Genomic DNA, 17831 nt, shown 5'->3' with positions numbered 1-17831 from the left:
TGTAGTCAGGGGGCAGTCTTTCGGGGCTGCCCCCTTCTGTTGATAGGCACAAAAAAAGCTGTTTCCTACGGGAAGAAACAGCTTTTAAGAAAGTTCAGTACCCTCTGTTAGAAGAGTGCATCAAATACCTCGGCCCGTACCTGCGCGTTGATGGAAAGCGCCAGGATAACGGCAACCAGCAGGCCAATAAGGGCATACAGCAGGTCTTTGCCAATCATGCGCATGGTGCGCTTGGTGCTGCGGTATTTTTTCTTCTTCCGTTTTTTGCTGATGCTGATGGCCAGCTCCCGTCCTGCCAGCAGGCCCAGGAATACCCAGGTGGTGCTCATGGGGATGGTGCTCAGCGTTTTGAAGTAAAAGAGCAGCAGCGCATAGATAAAGTCTACAATGGTAGCCGCCCGTATATCGGCAATGCCGGCCTTTTCGCTCACCACCGACTGAATCTTGTCTCCTTTAAGATAGAACAGGAGCCCCAGACCCAGGAAAATGTAGCCGGTAAAGGCGATGAACTGTTCTACGCTCAGGCTACGGGGCAGGAAGATGGCAATGTTGGCCGCATCCTGCGAGAGCCAGGTAAACCACAGGGCGCCACTGGTGACCCACTGCACCGGCAGCCACCAGCTGGCGGGTTTTCCTTTAAACAGGTTTTTGGTAAAGCGGGCTACGGCAAACCAGACCAGTAAGGCCGCAAAAAAGGCAATCAGGTAGCCCACCATACTTTTACTCAGTACGCTCAGAATGGCGTCTGAGGTAGTGGCAAAGGCACTCAGGATCAGAAAGGTGGTAGATACCGGCATCCGCAGCCGGGTAAGCAGCAGCAGAAAGATGGGCGCTGCCAGCTGCAGAAATGAAAACGACGTGGGGGCTTCATCAAAGCCCTTGGAGCTTAGGCGCTGGTAGCTAACATCGCCATCATACACCAGCCAGCTGTAGAGCATGGTAGCTACAAAGATAAGGCCCATGTAAAGCCACAGGATCCACCATTTGCGCTGGCTGTTGGAAGCAATAAAGGTACCCAGGGTCTGGATACTGTCGTTGGCAATGGCAGAATAGCCGGCAATGGCAAAGCCCACCCACATGGCCACATGCGGAAAAGGCGTTACAAAAGCACAGACTATAAAGAGGGTAGCTATAAGAATGAGAAAATTTCGCTCTCCTTTAACCAGTGTAAAGATCTGGAGGGGGCGCCTGGATAGCTTGTCCCAGGTAATGCGTTGGTTTATGTTATTTGCCATGTAGAGATGAGCCGCTGGCTCGGATCGCTAATAGTAGGGTGTACAAAGGTATAAAATAGTTTTTACTGCCAGATTACGCCTATGTTAAGTCTTTGTTCGTTCCTGCCCCTGTCTGCTGCCTGATTGCGTACAAGCGGTTTATTATCAAACCATTACGGCTGGTAATGTTTCCCTGGCCTATAAAAAATTAACAATTGCTTCATATACTTCCTGTTCGCATTCCGGCCGGCATGGGATATCTTTGTAAGGCTTAACCGTAGCCCTGCCCCATTTTCGCCATGCGTATCTGAAGGGGGTACGCCCTGTATATCCGGAAAGATACTGAAAAAACCCAACTCACTTCTTTCATGCATCCGCTAAAAACGCAGAAAGAGCCTATTGCCCTTGCACAAAAGGTCGTAATGATCGTTTTGGGGATTACGTTTTTTCTGTTTGCCATCAGTTTAATGGGGCATGCCTTTAAACTGCTGGCGGCTGGTACGGCCCGCCAGATCCTGGAGGTTACCGCCAACCCTTTTATCAGCCTGTTCATTGGCCTGCTGATCACCGCCATTATTCAAAGTTCCTCCTCTACCACCTCAATGGTGGTGGCTGCCGTAGCGGCCGGTTCGCTCAGCATGCAAAATGCCGTACCCATGATCATGGGCGCCAACATAGGCACTACCCTTACCAGTACGCTGGTATCCCTGGGCTTCATTGCCAAGAAAAAAGAGTTTAAAAAGGCCATTGCAGCCGGTACCGTACATGATTTTTTCAACATTATGGTAACGCTTATCTTGCTGCCGCTGGAGCTCTATTTTGGTGTGCTTTCTTCAGTAGCCCGCAGCATAGGTGAGCTGATTGTACCTTTTTCTGGCTTTGACTCAAGTGATAGTTTTACCTATGGTTTCTGGCATGACCTTGCCCCGGTGCAGTGGGTAGTAGATACCGTAAAGCACACCTGGATTGTGCTGATCGTAGCCTTTGTGTTGCTGTTTGCTTCCATAAAAGTACTGGCCAATGCTATATATGGCCTGTTCATTGGGAGTTTTCGCTCCGATTTTGAGAAAATTCTATTTGCCACCCCCCTGAAAGCTTTTGGCTGGGGCACCCTTATAACGGCCACCGTACAATCCAGTTCGGTAACCACCCCTCTGGTGGTGCCCCTGGTGGCTACCGGAAAAATCAGCCTGCGCAAAAGTTTTCCCTATATTCTGGGGGCCAACCTGGGTACTACCTTTACCGCTCTGCTAGCCGCACTTTTTCATTCCAATGCCGCCATCAGCATTGCCATGGTGCATGTGCTGTTCAATCTGTTTGGCGTGCTGCTGTTTTTTCCCTTTGGCGCTATTCGGAAAATACCCATTCGGCTGGCCAGGCGCATGGGCCGTATTACCAGCCGCCACCGCCTGATCGGCTTTCTGTATATCCTGATCACTTTCTTTCTGCTACCCTTTGCGCTTATCTATTTTGCCGAGCGGCAACAGGATACGCCGCCGCCAACCCAGCAGGAAAGTAGTTTGGGGCCGGCACCGGCGGCTGGAGATATCTCAAAGTAGGCTGCTGGTCAGCACAAAGCGCAAACAATACGCTCGTACTGTGGTTAATACCATGGAAACGGTATCTATTATTTTTTAAATACGAGCAACGTGCAACCTAAAGGATTACTAAAATTTTTACGACTGGAGAGCTTTGTCCAGAATATAATTGAATACGCCGAAAACCGTATTGCCATCACAAAGCTGGAGATCAAGAGCAAGATAGGGGATGCGGTACGGTCCATGATCGTCTATATGCCAATTGCCATCCTGGGCCTGTTTGCCCTTATGTTCCTGAGCCTTACCCTGGCCCAGGCCCTGAATGTATGGCTGGACAGCCGGGTGTGGGGATTTCTCATCGTGTCGGTAGTGTACATCATCCTTTGCGGGGTACTGTTTAGCCTGCGCAATTCCGAAGCACTTAAGAAAAAGATTGTGGATGGCAGCACCTCCTTCCTGAAAGAAAAAAGCGCTGATGAGAAAAAGCGGGAAAAGGGTGAAGAAGCTGCCGTAGGGTATCAGGAAAATCCTGCCGTAGAGCATAAGAAATTTATATTTGAAGAGCCTGAGAGCGAGCCGGAAGTACAGCAGGATGGCCAGCCGCGGGCCCATACTGCCAAAACCGAAGAAGAGGAGGAGGTGATTGTAATTGACAAGCGGGCAGGCGCCCCTATAGAGAACCGGCCCGCCGCGTCAGCACCGGCCCCCTCCCGGGAGCCCATGCCTAATCCTGCAGGCAGTACCAAAAGTTCGGCTTCCTCTTCTGTTCGCAACGATCAGCAATCCTAACCACCCCTTTTGTACAAACTATTTTTTTAGTGTATCTTGTCTAACTCTCGTATGGAAACCCTGGATAAAACCAAATTACCCGAAAAAAACAAAGAGCAACTACTGGCAGACCAGGAACGGCTTAAAGCAGAAATGGAAATGCAGCTGGACTATATCAAGGACGATGCTGCCTCGGTTGGAAAAACGGTGTTGATGGTAGGAGGGGGGATTTTTCTGGCCTATAAACTGGCCCGGTATGTAACCCGGGACAAGCGAAAAAAAAAATTAGTTTTTAATCCGAACGGTAGCGGGCCCATTCGCCTGAAAGGGGAGGCCCACATAAAGCCTACCTTTGGTCAGCTCATGAAGCAGCAGCTCATGACCATAGCGGTGCTCATCATTGCCAGCAGGATTAAGGGCGTCTTAAAAGAGCGAAATATTCTGAATGACTAGTAAACAGCTGATGCTGGACCTCCTGAGCGGGCGCAGCAAACACGGCAGAAAAAGCTTTGCCGTGCTGATAGATCCCGATAAGGTGGCTGATGAAGCGTCGTTACTGAAATTAATTCACCTGAGTGTGCAGCACGGGGTGGATTTTTTCTTTGTAGGGGGTAGCCTGATTACCGATGATAGTCTGGACTGGGTCATTAGCCTGTTGCGGGAAGAAAGCACGCTGCCGGTGGTGCTTTTTCCGGGCAGCAACCTGCACATTCATCAGCAGGCCCATGCCATTCTGTTTCTGTCGCTGATCTCGGGCCGCAACCCGGAATTTCTGATCGGCCAGCAGGTGGTGGCGGCGCCTATTCTTAAAAAGAGCAAGCTGGAGGTTATTCCTACTGGATACATGCTGGTAGGTTCCGGATTACAGACCACGGCGGCCTACATCAGCAATACGCTGCCCATCCCCAATGATAAACCCTCCATAGCGGCTTGTACAGCCATGGCCGGCGAGATGCTGGGCCTGCGTGTGCTGTACATGGATGCTGGTAGCGGTGCGCTCGAGCCCATTTCGCCGCGCGTAATCGGAGTGGTGCGCCGCAGTGTGGAGGTGCCCCTGATCGTAGGGGGTGGTATTCGCTCAGGCAATGCCGCCAAACAGGCGCTGCAGGCCGGTGCCGATGTGGTGGTGATTGGCAATGGGATAGAAAAAAACCTCAATCTGCTGATTGAGGTTTCTGGTATTGTAAAGGAGCTGAATGGCGCCTTAAACATTCATGAGTGATTCGCGGCGGCGCATCTTGCCGGCCGGAATGCCAAACATCATCTTAAAGCGGCGGCAGAAGTAGGCAGTGTCTTTATAGCCCACATCTTTGCCAATTTCACGGATGCTCTTCTTGGAGGTGCGCAGCAGCGTTACGGCTTTTTCCATCCGCTGGTACTCAATGTAATCCTGCGGGTTGATGCCGGTAAGCATTTTGAAATACTGCCCTACATAATCTTCTGACACGTTGGCCACATTGGCCAGTACTTTATTAGAAAGATCGCCGGAAATATTTTCCTTGATGTAAGTAAATATGTCAATTAGGCGCGGATCGTTAAAATAGGTGCTGTTGGTAGCCAGCTGCTCGACAAAAAGCTTGCGGTCCAGGATGTGACGGATCACCTCCACTACCAACAGATCGGTACTGATTTTAACAATGCGGTCTTTGCCCGGCTTTTTGGAAGCGGCCTCGCGCGAAATATCATCGATGATCTCGTAAATAACCGGGTTATCTTCCAGGCGGAAGGCACGAATATCCAGCGAAGCAAAGAAGTTCACCGAATCAAACACCTTGGCCTCAAAGCTCACCTGCGTTACCACAATACCGGTGCTGCGCTCTGCTTCTTCAAAGGAGATCGCCTGCAGGTATTTTTCCCGGTTGGTCAGGAAATCCTCGTTGTTGACCTTTAAACTAGCCCCTGTGCCAAACGTAAGCGAGGTATTTTTACCTCCGGGGATAAACAGGCCTTCGCCTTCATTCACTACTTCTTCACCATTAAAACTGCACTGGCCGCGGCGCATGTACAGTACGGTGTTCTCAACGTCGTAGTAATTGTCTACTGTAACAGGCTCTATTACCCTGAAATGTTTGGCTTTCAGGTAGCGTATGCTCAGCGACTCGATTATTTTATTGTAATCCTCCATTATGCACTCCAGAATGGAATTCTAATTTTATTTAAAATTACACAAAGAAAGTCTTTTCAGGGCATTTTATCGGAATAGTGTAATTTATTTCGTCAAAATGCATTTTTTTCAGTAGGATTACAACAGTACTTACTTCAAAAGTTCCCTAGAAATTACAATTTTCTGAATCTCAGAGGTCCCCTCGTAAATTTGGGTTATTTTGGCATCCCGCATCAGGCGCTCTACATGGTACTCTTTTACGTAGCCATAGCCGCCATGAATTTGCACCGCTTCGTTGGTTACTTCCTGGGCAATTTCTGAGGCGTACAGCTTGGCAATGGCACTGGCAGCGCCAAAATCCTGCTTCTGATCTTTGAGCCAGGCGGCCTTTAGCACCAGCAAACGGGCTGCTTCTACCTTGGTGGCCATATCGGCCAGTTTAAACTGGATGGCCTGGTGCTGGTTGATGGTTTTGCCAAAGGCCTTGCGCTCCTTGGAGTAGGCAATGGCCAGCTCCAGCGCACCTGAGGCTATACCCAGGGCCTGTGCGGCTATACCTATGCGGCCGCCGCTCAGGGTCTGCATGGCAAACTTGAAGCCAAAACCATCTTCGCCTACGCGGTTGGCTTTGGGCACCTTTACATCCTGGAACATCAGCGAATGGGTATCGGACCCGCGGATGCCCATCTTATTTTCTTTCTTGCCTACCACAAAACCTTCCATGCCCTTTTCTACAATCAGGCAGTTGATGCCGCGGTGGCCCAGCTCGGGATTGGTCTGCGCAATCACCAGGTAAATGGAGGCGGTGCTACCGTTGGTGATCCAGTTTTGGTACCATTCAGCAGATAGTAATCGCCTTTGTCTTCGGCGGTGGTACGCTGTGAGGTGGCATCGGAGCCGGCTTCGGGCTCAGAAAGGCAAAAAGCCCCTATTTGCTCGCCGGTGGCCAGCTTGGTCAGGAATTTTTGCTTTTGCTCTTCGGTGCCGAATTTCTCCAGACCCCAGCATACCAGGGAGTTGTTTACCGACATACATACCGAGGCAGAGGCATCTACCTTGGATATTTCTTCCATGGCCAGCACGTAGGAGATGGTATCCAGGCCGCTGCCGTTATAGGCAGGGTCTACCATCATGCCCATGAAGCCAAGTTCGCCCATTTTACGCACCTGGTCATAGGGAAAGCGTTGTTCATCATCGCGCTCTACCACGCCTGGGAGCAGTTCGGTTTGGGCAAAATCCCGGGCGGCATCGCGCACAGCCTTCTGCTCTTCTGTAAGCTCAAAAACCATATTGAATATCTGATTAATCGTATAGTAATCGTTTGAACGGCACGAATATACGGCATTTTTTTCTTTTTGCCTTCAGCAAATGGCTGTTCTGCCGCTGGAAAAGGGGTGCCACGGCATAAAAAAGCCGGTTATTAGCCGGCTGTACTTAATTCTTACAAGCTATTAGTCTCGTCTGCCCCCCATGAGGATCATCACCAGATAAAGTAGCTGGGCCAGTGAGGCCAGGGCAGCTACCACATAGGTCATGGCAGCCCATTTGAGGGCGTCTTTGGACATGCCCATTTCCCGCTGGTCTACCAGGCCGGTGGTGCCCATCCAGGCCAATGCCCGGCGGCTGGCATCAAACTCTACCGGCAGGGTCACAAAGGCAAAGAGGGTGGTAATGGCAAACAGGCCAATGCCCAGCATCAGGGGTACAGGGGTGGTATTGATCAGGAATATCCCGATCAGGATCACCCAGGACAGGTATTGCGAAGATACCGAAAGTACCGGTACCATGGCCGAGCGAAATTTAAGCATGCTGTAGGCTTTGGCATGCTGCACGGCATGGCCTACCTCGTGGGCCGCTACGGCAACCGCAGCGGCGTTGCGGCCCTGGTATACCTCCTGGCTTAGGTTCACCGTTCGGTCGGCGGGGTTATAATGGTCGGTAAGCCGTCCGGCTACCGATACAATGCGCACATTGGTAATGCCGGCATCCTGCAGCATTTTTGCTGCGGCCTCGGCACCGCTTATGCCGCTGCGTAGGGGTATTTGCGAATATTTGGCAAACTTGCTGCGCAGCCGCTGGCCTACCAGCCAGCTAAGGATGGCAAAAACGGCAAATATGAGAAGTCCTGTTCCGTCAAAAGCCATAGGTCTATCGTATTTTAAGTGTTCTTTATTTTAGTAACGATGGCTGTAGTGGAGCAGCCCGCTACCAGCGGAATGGTCCGTACCACGCCTCCCTTCTCAAGAACGACATCAGCCCCTACGATATTTTCAATTGAATAGTCATCTCCCTTTACCAGCACCTCGGGTGCCACAAGGGTAATGAGCTCCAGGGGGGTGTCTTCTTCAAAGAGCACAACCGCATCTACAAAAGAGAGTGCGGCCAGCAGGCGGGCGCGGGCCCCTTCCGTCTGCAGGGGGCGGCTGCTTCCTTTTAACCTCTTTACAGAAGCATCAGAATTTATGCCAATCACCAGCCGGTCGCCAAGTTGGCTGGCTTTTTCAAGATAGTCTACGTGGCCCAGGTGCAAAAGGTCAAAACAACCGTTGGTAAAGACCACACGCTGGCCATTGGTGCGCCATTCTGTCAGGGTTAGCTGCAGGGCGGGCTGGCTCAGGATCTTGGCCGAGCTATGCTGGTTTAGCCGCATGGTTGGGTGCTGTGGGTTGGGTGAAAATGCTTACAAGCAGGCTGATGCCGCCTACCAGCAGAATCAGCAAGATCTGGGAGGTATGCAGCAGCAGGGTGAGCAATACGGCATCGCTCTGGCTGGCGCCATAGATGATCAGTACGCCGCTTACCAGCAGGTGATAGGCCCCAATACCCCCCTGTACCGGGGCGGCCATACCAATGCCCCCCATGGCCAGGATGGAGAGGCCCGCCAGCAGGCTGATCTCTTGCGTCTGCGGTATGGAAAAGACTACGATATACGACATCAGGTAATAAAGGCCCCAGATCAGCAGCGAGCTGCCCCAAAAGGCCCCCTGCTGCCGGATGCGGCCTACACTCAGCAGGCCGGAGACCAGATCGCTGCCCAGGGCTACTACTTTCTGATAAAGGGGGTAGCGCATCAGGCGGGGATGAAAAAGCCGCCACAGGTAGAGGCCTGCCAGCAGCAGGCTAAGGCCGCCAATGCCCACGGCCAGCAGAAAGCCGGTGCTGGGGCGGCTGCCGCCGGCAAACACATCGGCCAGGAAATTGCCCAGCCGGTCAAACTCCAGCAGCAGGGTAACCCCTACAATGAGCAGCAGGGCAATAAGATCGATGGCCCGCTCGGCCAGCACGGTACCAAAAGCCGCCGGGAAGGGGATGCCGGCATTCTTGCGCAATACACCGCAGCGGGCTATCTCCCCAAAACGGGGCAGGGCCAGGTTGGCCAGGTAGCCCACCATAAGGGCGGTAAAGGTAGTGCCAAGGGGAGGGCGGTGTCCCAGGGGGTGCAGCATCAGGGTCCAGCGCCAGGCCCGGATCAGGTGGCTGAGCAGGCCAAACAGCATGGAGGCTACAATCCAGGAATAGTTTACTTCAGCAAGCCGGGAAATAACCTCGTTAAGGTCTACCTGCCGCAGTACATACCAGAGCAGCGCTATAGAAAGAAGAAAGAGAAGGGTGTATTTGGCTACCTGCTTGAGTAGGGGGGTGTTCACACCTAAGGGAGTTTATTCGTATCGTCCGGAAAGATTACCGAGGGTTTATACGTACGTGCCTCGTCCGGGGTCATAAAGGCATAGGAAATAATGATCACCACATCGCCTACCTGCACCTTGCGGGCGGCAGGGCCGTTCATGCAGATCATGCCACTGCCACGCTCGCCCCTGATCACATAGGTCTCGAGCCGCTCGCCATTGTTCACATTTACCACCTGCACTTTTTCACCCTCAATGAGGGCGGCGGCATCCAGCAGATCTTCATCTATGGTAATGCTGCCTACGTAGTGCAATTCGGCCTGCGTAATTTTAACCCGGTGAATTTTCGATTTCAGTACCTGGATAAACATCGGTGCTGTTAAGGTCTAGTAGTGGTAGTAGTAATAGTATATGGTGCAAGAAGCAGATTATCAATGAGGCGGACCCCTTCTACATAGGCGGCCACACACAGGGCTACTGATTCTGCCTGCAAAACAGTGTCCAGTTCCTGCAAAGTTCCGCCTTCTACAATGCAAAAGTACTCAGGCTCCAGCTCGGGTACCCCCTGCAGGTAAGATAATGCCCCATTTTGAGCCGTTTGGGGGCTTGCCCCCTCCTGCAGTGCCCGGGCGGCCTGCTGTAGGGCCTGGTGCAGGTGGGTAGCCGTTTGGCGGCCGGCTGCGCTCAGGCGCATGTTGCGGGAAGATAGCGCCAGTCCATCGGCCTCGCGCAGGGTAGGCACCAGTGTAATTTCAATGGGGAAGGAGAGATCCCGTACCAGCTGCTCAATGATGCGGCACTGCTGCAGGTCTTTTTGCCCGAAAAAGGCCTTGTCGGGCTGTACTATATTAAAGAGCTTGCTGACCACCAGGCCTACGCCGCTGAAGTGCCCGGGGCGGTAGCGGCCTTCCATTACGGCTTCCAGCGGGCCAAAGTGCATGTGGGTAAGGGCCTGGCTGGGGTACATCTCTTCTACTTCAGGCAGAAAAACCGTATGGCAACCGGCAGCTTCCAGCAGGGCCAGATCCTGCTCGGGCATGCGCGGATATTTTTCCAGATCTTCGGCCCTGGTAAACTGGGTGGGATTCACAAAAACACTGCATACCACATGCCCGCAACTGGCCAGGGCGTGTTGCAGCAGCGAAAGATGCCCCTGATGCAGGGCGCCCATGGTAGGCACCAGTCCCAGGGTAGTTCCTGACCGGCGTTGCTCCTGCAGATGCTGCCGCAGCGCTTCTTTTTTCCTGAAAACCAACATAAAAGGAGCAGGCAAAATGCACTAAATGGCGGCAAACATACGTTAATTGGTGGATTATTTCTTGAAAAGCCCCCTTTTTTTTGTATTTTTGGGGCTTGAATACTTTAGTTCTTTCTAAACATCTAGCCCCAAGGTATGTGTAAATTACGCATTTTGTATGTAGCCAGTGAAATCGATCCGTTTTTGCAAACCACCGAAGTTGCCAATTTTGTGCGCATGCTTCCACAGGCTATGCAGGAGCGGGGTATGGAGATCCGGATTTTGGTGCCGCGTTTCGGGCTCATCAATGAGCGCAAAAACCGGCTGCATGAAGTGGTAAGACTTTCGGGTATTAACATTTCGGTGGGGGATGAAGAAAAACCACTTATCATTAAGGTGGCTTCTATTCCCAACGCTAAGCTGCAGGTATACTTTATTGACAATGAAGACTACTTCCAGCGCAAATACGTTTTTGTAGACAAAGAGAATAAATTTTACAAGGACAACGACGAGCGGGCTATCTTCTTCTGCAAAGGGGTGATTGAAACGGTACGGAAGCTGGGCTGGTCACCGGATATTGTACATTGCAACGACTGGATGACAAGCCTGATTCCCATGTACCTGAAGAGTACCTACAAAAACGATCCGCTTTTCAAGAATACCAAGACCGTTTTCACAGTATATAACAATTCATTTCAGCATAAATTTGGCCTAGATCTACTGGACAAGGTAAAAATGATTGATGTGGACGACAGCATGCTGGAAGCGCTGCAGTCGGCCGACTTTGAAGGCTTTATCAAGGTGGGTATTCAGTATTCCGATGCCGTAGTAAAGGGCCATGAGAAATTCAGCGAAAGCCTCAATATGCTCTTTAGTGGAGTTGACGGTACCAAAAAAATAGATACCTTTGACCAAGACAAAGATTTTCTAGACTCCTACTACAACTTATATAATGAACTTGCTGGTTAAGAAAATGGGGCTGGCGCTTTTGCCGGCCCTCTTTTTCGCTTGTGAAGAACCCACCGATCTGGGTGCCAACCTCAACCCCAACACCGGAGATCTTTCCACCCACTACGCCGAGTTTTCTGTATCCCCCACTCAGGTAAGGTCCGACAGCCTCTATACCTCGCTGCGGGCCACCAGCGAAACTGCTTATTTTGCCCCCTACATTGGCAGGCTGCAGAGCCCTACCTTTGGTACGGTGCAGGCGGAGCTCTATGCCAACCTGTCCCTGCCGGCGGTACTGCCTACGCTGGGTACCTACGTACGCCTGGATTCGGCCAGGCTCAACCTGTACTGGAACAACCGGGATGTGTACGGCGCCAGCCTTACCCCGGTGCAGAACTTTAGCATTCACCAGCTAAACGCCCCGATAGCCCCCACCCGCACCGCCATGCATAATGATACCATTCCGGTACGCTATTACAACTACTATGCAGGGCAGACCCGGGAGGTAGGCGCACAGATCGGGCAGTTTTCGCTCGATATCTCGGAGTATGTGACCAGTTCTACCAGTCTGGATACCACGGCGGCCATTCAACAGCCTGCCCAGCGGCGCATTTCTGCCCCTATTGATCAGGCTCTGGCCGAGCAGCTGCTGCTTCTGCTGCGCAGCAACCAGGATCAGGAGCGGGAGGTGCAGGAAGCTGCCTTTGCTGAGTTCTTTAAGGGAATTTCCATTGTGCCAAGCGCCGGCAATACCTTTCTTACCCGGTACGACATTACCAGCCTCAATGCCGGTCTTACCCTTTATTATACACAGGGAACCGAGCAGCGCACCATACGCCTGCCGTTTATAGAGCCCAAGCCTCTGGTAGCCGAATATTACTTTACCTCCCACCCGGCCTATTTTGCCCTTACCACCGATCGCACAGGCACTGGTCTGGAAGGTGCATCGGCAGCCGGCCATATGGAAGAGTTTAGTTCACAGGATGGGCGGGTCTATTTTCAGGCTCTGAGCGGCATTTATCCCAGACTGGATCTCTCGCCTTTTAAAGAATTTGTGCTAGGCATGGAAGATGAGATCTTTATCCTGAACCGTGCTGTGGTGGAAGTAGACAGTGTGGTTGCCGGCCCAGGCGCCCGCCAGCCCCTGCCGCAGGGCCTGGAACTCTACTTTGTAGATGAGAACAACCGCCGCTTTTTAGCAACTGTAGGTACACAGCAGAGCCCCTTTGAGCGGGCCTTTACCACTGTAAACCGCACCTATGCTGTAGGTGAGACCAACGTAAATTATTACCAGTCTGATGTAGCCTACAATCTGGAGCAGTTTTTGCGCACCGGGGAAGATCGCTACCTGCAGGCCGTGCTCTATCCGCAGGATGCCGCATTCTATAGCCCTGCCGGTTTTGCCGTGCGGAGCAACCAGCTGAAGCTGAAGCTCTGGTATACCAAAATGAAAGGATCCAATTAACTAATTTGTGTAGGTTATGTGTGGAATTGTTGCCTATATAGGGCATAGGGAGGCATATCCGGTAGTACTAAAAGGCCTGAAGCGCCTGGAGTACCGCGGCTATGACAGTGCAGGCATTGCACTGATGCATGAGGGGAACCTGAACATCTACAAGCAGCAGGGCAAGGTATCGGAGCTGGAACAGGTAACGCAGGGCCAGAACCTGCAGGGCGGCATTGGCATGGGCCATACCCGCTGGGCTACCCACGGTGCCCCCAATAACGTAAATGCGCACCCGCATACGGGTTCAAATGGCAAGCTGGCCATTATCCACAACGGTATTATTGAGAACTACAGCTCCCTGAAGGTAGAGCTGGCCCGCAAGGGGCACCAGTTCAAAAGCGAGACCGATACCGAGGTGCTCATCCATTTTATCGAGGATATTCAGACGCACGAAAAGTGCTCGCTTGAAGAGGCCGTCCGCCTGGCCCTAACCCAGGTGGTAGGTGCCTATGCCATTGTGGTGATGGATGAAAAAGATCCCTCCACCCTTGTGGCCGCCCGCAAAGGCAGCCCCCTGGTAGTAGGTATTGGCAAGGGCGAGTATTTCCTGGCCTCCGATGCTACCCCCATCATCGAGTACACCAATGAGGTGGTGTACCTGAACGATTTTGAGATTGCCGTAATCCGCAACAACACCCTCCAGATCAAAAACACCCAGGATGAGGTGTCCAACCCTTATATACAGGTACTGGACATGGAGCTGGAAGCCATTGAAAAAGGCGGGTTCGATCACTTCATGCTCAAGGAAATCTTTGAGCAGCCCCGTTCCATCGCCGACTGTCTTAGAGGCCGCCTAAAGGCCGATGAGGGCTATCTGAAGCTGGGCGGCATACGGGAATACGCCAACCGGCTGGAAAATGCCGACCGCATCATTATTGTGGCCTGCGGTACCTCCTGGCATGCCGGTATGGTAGCCGAGTACCTCTTTGAGGAATTCTGTCGCATTCCGGTAGAAGTAGAGTATGCCTCCGAATTCCGCTACCGCAACCCGGTGATCAAGGAAGGGGATGTAGTGATTGCCATCTCCCAGTCGGGCGAAACGGCCGATACCATGGCGGCCATTGAGCTGGCCAAGAGCAAAGGCGCCATTATCTTTGGCGTGTGCAATGTGGTGGGCTCGTCCATTTCCCGCATTACCCATGAAGGGGCCTATACTCATGCCGGTCCCGAGATTGGCGTGGCCTCTACCAAGGCCTTTACCGCACAGCTTACCGTACTGGCCATGATGGCCCTGCAGGTAGCCTTTAAACGAGGCACCCTGCCCCTTACGCAGTATAACCAGATGCTTATTGAGCTGGAAACCATTCCCAGCAAAGTAGAAAAGGCCCTGCAGCTGAATGATCAGGTAAAGTACATTTCCGAGCTATTTAAAGATGCCCGCAATTTCCTGTACCTGGGCCGTGGCTATAACTTCCCGGTAGCGCTTGAAGGGGCATTGAAGCTGAAGGAGATCTCCTACATCCATGCAGAAGGCTATCCCGCTGCCGAAATGAAGCACGGCCCCATTGCCCTAATCGATGAGGAAATGCCGGTGGTGTTCATTGCCACACGGGATAAATCCTATGAAAAGATCGTATCCAACATACAGGAAGTACGGGCGCGCAAAGGCCGGGTAATTGCCATTGTAACCGAAGGCGATACCGTAATTCCGGAAATGGCCGAGTTTGTGATTGAGGTGCCGGCTACCCATGAGGCGCTGATGCCGCTGGTATCGGTAATTCCGCTGCAGCTGCTCTCCTACCACATAGCTGTAATGCGTGGCTGCAACGTAGACCAGCCCCGTAACCTGGCCAAGTCGGTTACGGTAGAGTAAGCACTTGATTTATATAGTATAAACAAGAAAGCCATCCACCCGGATGGCTTTCTTTTTTTGAGACCTAGAGTATTGGCACCCCTTAAAATTCTACCCGATAGGCCAGCACCGGTATCAGACCCATCTGGTTGAGGGGTTTAACTTCCTGCAGCAGGCGATCATAGTAGTAGCCTGCAATGTTTTCCCGGGCCAGAAGGTTTTGCAGATCAAGCGACCAGGTGCGGGTGTAGTTGGTTTTCTCGCGGATGTGGCTCAGGCGGATATCCAGGCTGGCATAGGCGGGAAGTTGCTCCTGGCTGGCATAGTTCCACTGGCTGCGCATGCGTTGCTGCGAGGCGGCCTCATCAATGCCCGGTAAGCGGTGCCCGCCCCGCAGGCTGCTGCGGCCAAATACCCCTAGGCGGCGCACCGCACTGGGCCGCTGCTTTTTCCATTCCTTACCCCACACCAGTGCAGCCGACCAGCCCGGGTCATAGCGCAGGCGTTGCTGTTCGCCGCCAACCTCATGCCGGGTATAGAGCAGGCTACCGTTTAGGCGGTAAAAATACCCTCGCCTGAACTGCTGGCGCAGCTGGGCCGTAAGGCCACTGCTGCTGGCCCTGCCCTGCGCCTCCAGAGGTAACAGCAGGGATTCGTCCAGCAGATTTAGTGCATGATAGGTGCTGCTGCCCGTCAGGGAAGGGATGTGGCTGAGCCGATGTATGAATGCTTCAGTAGAAAACACCAGCTGCTCCGAAAGGGCAAGTCGCTGCCCCAGGCTGGCCGAGAGACTCTGCACTGGGGCATGCGCCCGCTCGGCAGGCGAGAGGGAGGCCTGTGCCAGCTGAAGGGGGGTAGGCAGTGGCTGCGCCTCCCGGCTCAGCTGCAGCCAGAGCTGAAGTTGCTGTGTGGCCTGCCAGTCTACCACAAGTCGGGGCAGAAGCAGCAGGGCATCGGCAGCAGACCAGTGGGCTGCCCGCAGGCCGCTGCTAAGCGTCCAGTCCCGGTGAAGCTGCCAGCGCAGGCTGCCAAAGGGGGCCAGCAGTTGCTGCCGTTGGGTGGCCGCCCAGTACTGCTGAGGGGTGGGCAGGGGGCTGCTGGCAGCGCCACTGCTGTTTAGCCATTCTCCCTCTACGCCCAGCTGCCATTGCAGCAGCGCACTGCCTCCCTGCACCAATAGCCTGCCCGAATAGAGGTGTTCCTTTAGGTCATCTTCTGCCTGAAAATCAGGCGTACCGCCCGGAGAGAGGGTCAGTACTTCCTGCCGGGTATCTTCCCGAAGGGAATAGGCCAGCGAGGCCTGCAGACTAATACGGCCCGAAAGGGGGAGCTCCAGGCTACTGCCCAGGGCCCCCATGGTGCCCGTATAATCAACCGATAGGGCATCGCGCTCCCGCTCCCAGCTGGCCGGATCTTCCAGCGGGCGTAACTGGTTAGCGCTTAGGCCGCCCATGCCCCATACCGATAGCTGTCCCCCTACCTTTAAAGGGGTAGCCACATGAAAGGAAAGGTCCTGAAAACGGATGGATTCGCCGCCAAAGTCTACGCCCAGATCGCCCAGCAGACCCACGGTAGAGTAGCGGTAGTTGACTATGTAAGAAGCGCCTCCCTTGCCCAGAGGGCCTTCGGTAGCGGCATCAAGCCCCAGCAGGCTGGCTTGCAGGGTGTGATGTGCTTTGTGGCGGATACCTGGCCGAAGTTGCATATCAAAAATGCCGCCCAGGGCTCCGCCATAGCCGGGAGGAACATAGCCCTGCCAGAATCTGGAGTTGGCCAGCAGCTGTCCGCTCAGGATGTTGACCCCTCCGCCGGCAGGAGCGGCCCGATCCTGCAGGGTGCCGGCATTGGCCAGGTGGTTAGGGTTCAGGATGGATACCCCCTGCAGCCGCCACTGCACCGCCCAGGGGGGCAGGCCCCGTACAGAGATATGATTGGCCTGATCATTTACGGTTGTAACGCCCGGGGCTGTGGCGACAAAGCGAGCCGGATCCCAGAAGGTGGTAGGGGTGCGCTGCAGCTGCTCAACCGTAAAGGGGATTGAGGCGGCCGTGGCAGGAAGGTCTGCCCCTTGCCCTGCCGTAACGGTTACTACCTGCAGCACTTCCTGCCGGGCTACCAGCAGCAGGCGGAGCGCCGGTAGCCGGCTGGCATACACCAGCAACTCGGGCAGCTGTTGGGGTTGGTAGGCCAGGTGCCGGGCCTGCAGCTGGTAGCGCCCAATGGGCACCGTAAGCATAAAGTGGCCCAGGCTATCGCTGGTGGTCTGATACTGCAGGCCTTCTTCATCAACCAGCAGCAGCTGTACCCCGCTGATGGGGTGCAGGCTTTGCTGGTCCAGCACCTGCCCGCGCACCGTTTGCTGAGGTTGCTGAGCCAGTGCCGGGTAACATAAAAAAAGCAGCAGGGCAAGGGTAGCCCCTGTAGAAATAGATTGTCCCATCATGAAAATTAAGCTGAGCAGCGGGCACTACCCCTGCCACAGCCCAAGGTACATAAAATCGAGAGCTATGAGAAATTGTGGTTTCGGAATGCGGCAGCATGCCCTGAACCCTCCACCCGCCAGAACAGATCTGCTATGCTGGTAGAATAGGGAGCGCCATTGCCCTACCAGAAAAACGGGAAATATTTTCTATCTTTAGTGTACAGCTCGCATGGAAGCAGCAACCGCCGCTGTACAGCCAGCGGGCTTCCATGCTGGAAAAAGCCAACATCCCTGGTTTATTATGGAGTCCTTATCCGCTTATCAACAACAGCAGCTAGTAGCGCAGCCTACGGATACCTGCACCTCCTGCATAGCTGCTCCGGAAGCAGCAACCGCTGTGCCTGAATTATGCACACAGGCCTGGGGGGTGTGGCAGCAACATGCCAAAAGCCTGCGCCAGTACCTGCAGCAGCGCACCCGGGAGCAAAGCCTTACCGACGATCTGCTCAGCGACGTAATGCTAAAAGCCTATAAGAATTGCGAGCGGCTGCATGAGGCCCGGGATGTACGGGCCTGGCTTACCCGTATTGCCCAAAATACCCTCACCGATCATTATCGGAAAAAGAAACTNGCAGCCTGCCGCAGGAGGAGCTGATAAAGGCTGATACTGCCGAA

General features: G+C 53.5%; 16 protein-coding genes and 1 pseudogene. 8 read left to right on the top strand and 9 right to left on the bottom strand.

The genetic code is table 11. The features are described from left to right. Positions 1–107: 107 nt before the first annotated feature. The gene (locus ADICEAN_RS04765) at positions 108–1235 is read right to left on the bottom strand and encodes a hypothetical protein (RefSeq protein ID WP_009194399.1); all 1128 of its coding nucleotides are present in this window, start codon (positions 1233–1235) and stop codon (positions 108–110) included. A 347-nt stretch (positions 1236–1582) separates the two neighbouring features. Between ADICEAN_RS04765 and ADICEAN_RS04760 the strand changes: the two genes are divergently transcribed. The 4 genes from ADICEAN_RS04760 to ADICEAN_RS04745 all read left to right on the top strand — a co-directional run bounded on the left by ADICEAN_RS04760 (position 1583) and on the right by ADICEAN_RS04745 (position 4742). After that, positions 1583–2773: a Na/Pi symporter gene (locus ADICEAN_RS04760; RefSeq protein ID WP_009194398.1), complete on the top strand. Its 1191-nt coding sequence runs from the start codon at positions 1583–1585 to the stop codon at positions 2771–2773. A gap of 90 nt (positions 2774–2863) precedes the next feature. Next, positions 2864–3541, top strand: a complete 678-nt coding sequence (locus ADICEAN_RS04755; RefSeq protein WP_009194397.1) for a phage holin family protein — start codon at positions 2864–2866, stop codon at positions 3539–3541. Positions 3542–3592: 51 nt separating this feature from the next. Continuing rightward, entirely contained in the window at positions 3593–3973 is a 381-nt protein-coding gene (locus ADICEAN_RS04750; protein WP_009194396.1) for a hypothetical protein, read from the top strand. Then, on the top strand, positions 3966–4742 hold the full coding sequence (locus ADICEAN_RS04745; protein WP_009194395.1) for a geranylgeranylglyceryl/heptaprenylglyceryl phosphate synthase: 777 nt from the start codon (positions 3966–3968) through the stop codon (positions 4740–4742). The genes ADICEAN_RS04750 and ADICEAN_RS04745 overlap by 8 nt, the downstream gene beginning before the upstream one ends. Here ADICEAN_RS04745 and ADICEAN_RS04740 read toward each other — a convergent pair. The 7 genes and pseudogenes from ADICEAN_RS04740 to panC form a co-directional block, all read right to left on the bottom strand. After that, positions 4725–5645 carry a helix-turn-helix domain-containing protein gene (locus ADICEAN_RS04740; RefSeq protein WP_009194394.1) on the bottom strand — a complete coding sequence of 307 codons (921 nt, stop codon included), beginning with the start codon at positions 5643–5645 and terminating at the stop codon, positions 4725–4727. The genes ADICEAN_RS04745 and ADICEAN_RS04740 overlap by 18 nt on opposite strands. Before the next feature lie 129 nt (positions 5646–5774). Then, a pseudogene (locus ADICEAN_RS04735) lies at positions 5775–6913 on the bottom strand (acyl-CoA dehydrogenase). A 162-nt stretch (positions 6914–7075) separates the two neighbouring features. Beyond that, the gene (locus tag ADICEAN_RS04730) at positions 7076–7768 is read right to left on the bottom strand and encodes a zinc metallopeptidase (protein WP_009194391.1); all 693 of its coding nucleotides are present in this window, start codon (positions 7766–7768) and stop codon (positions 7076–7078) included. 14 nt (positions 7769–7782) lie between these two features. Next, positions 7783–8274, bottom strand: coding sequence for a D-glycero-beta-D-manno-heptose 1-phosphate adenylyltransferase (rfaE2, locus tag ADICEAN_RS04725; RefSeq protein WP_009194390.1), 492 nt, complete (start codon positions 8272–8274; stop codon positions 7783–7785). Beyond that, on the bottom strand, positions 8255–9271 hold the full coding sequence (locus ADICEAN_RS04720; protein ID WP_009194389.1) for a lysylphosphatidylglycerol synthase transmembrane domain-containing protein: 1017 nt from the start codon (positions 9269–9271) through the stop codon (positions 8255–8257). Before ADICEAN_RS04720 ends, rfaE2 begins: the two co-directional genes overlap by 20 nt. Before the next feature lie 2 nt (positions 9272–9273). Next, positions 9274–9621, bottom strand: coding sequence for an aspartate 1-decarboxylase (gene panD / locus ADICEAN_RS04715; RefSeq protein WP_009194388.1), 348 nt, complete (start codon positions 9619–9621; stop codon positions 9274–9276). Positions 9622–9629: 8 nt separating this feature from the next. Continuing rightward, positions 9630–10508 carry a pantoate--beta-alanine ligase gene (panC, locus tag ADICEAN_RS04710; RefSeq protein WP_009194387.1) on the bottom strand — a complete coding sequence of 293 codons (879 nt, stop codon included), beginning with the start codon at positions 10506–10508 and terminating at the stop codon, positions 9630–9632. Positions 10509–10643: 135 nt separating this feature from the next. On the opposite strand from panC, the gene ADICEAN_RS04705 reads away from it, so the two are divergent. From ADICEAN_RS04705 to glmS, 3 genes are read left to right on the top strand one after another with little or no spacing between them, the layout of a single operon-like run. Then, entirely contained in the window at positions 10644–11456 is an 813-nt protein-coding gene (locus ADICEAN_RS04705) for a glycogen/starch synthase (RefSeq protein ID WP_009194386.1), read from the top strand. Further along, positions 11440–12900: a DUF4270 family protein gene (locus tag ADICEAN_RS04700; RefSeq protein ID WP_009194385.1), complete on the top strand. Its 1461-nt coding sequence runs from the start codon at positions 11440–11442 to the stop codon at positions 12898–12900. Before ADICEAN_RS04705 ends, ADICEAN_RS04700 begins: the two co-directional genes overlap by 17 nt. 16 nt (positions 12901–12916) lie before the next feature. Further along, positions 12917–14755, top strand: a complete 1839-nt coding sequence (gene glmS, locus ADICEAN_RS04695; RefSeq protein WP_009194384.1) for a glutamine--fructose-6-phosphate transaminase (isomerizing) — start codon at positions 12917–12919, stop codon at positions 14753–14755. Positions 14756–14837: 82 nt separating this feature from the next. On the opposite strand, the gene ADICEAN_RS04690 is transcribed toward glmS, so the two are convergent. After that, entirely contained in the window at positions 14838–17177 is a 2340-nt protein-coding gene (locus tag ADICEAN_RS04690) for a TonB-dependent receptor (RefSeq protein ID WP_040396245.1), read from the bottom strand. Positions 17178–17385: 208 nt separating this feature from the next. Between ADICEAN_RS04690 and ADICEAN_RS20945 the strand changes: the two genes are divergently transcribed. Further along, positions 17386–17811 carry a sigma factor gene (locus ADICEAN_RS20945; RefSeq protein ID WP_051068791.1) on the top strand — a complete coding sequence of 142 codons (426 nt, stop codon included), beginning with the start codon at positions 17386–17388 and terminating at the stop codon, positions 17809–17811. Positions 17812–17831: the final 20 nt, after the last annotated feature.

This window comes from Cesiribacter andamanensis AMV16 (assembly GCF_000348925.1).
Taxonomy (GTDB): domain Bacteria; phylum Bacteroidota; class Bacteroidia; order Cytophagales; family Cyclobacteriaceae; genus Cesiribacter; species Cesiribacter andamanensis.
The sequence above is the reverse complement of the archived record's forward strand: the minus strand, read 5'-3'. Positions and strand labels throughout refer to the sequence as shown.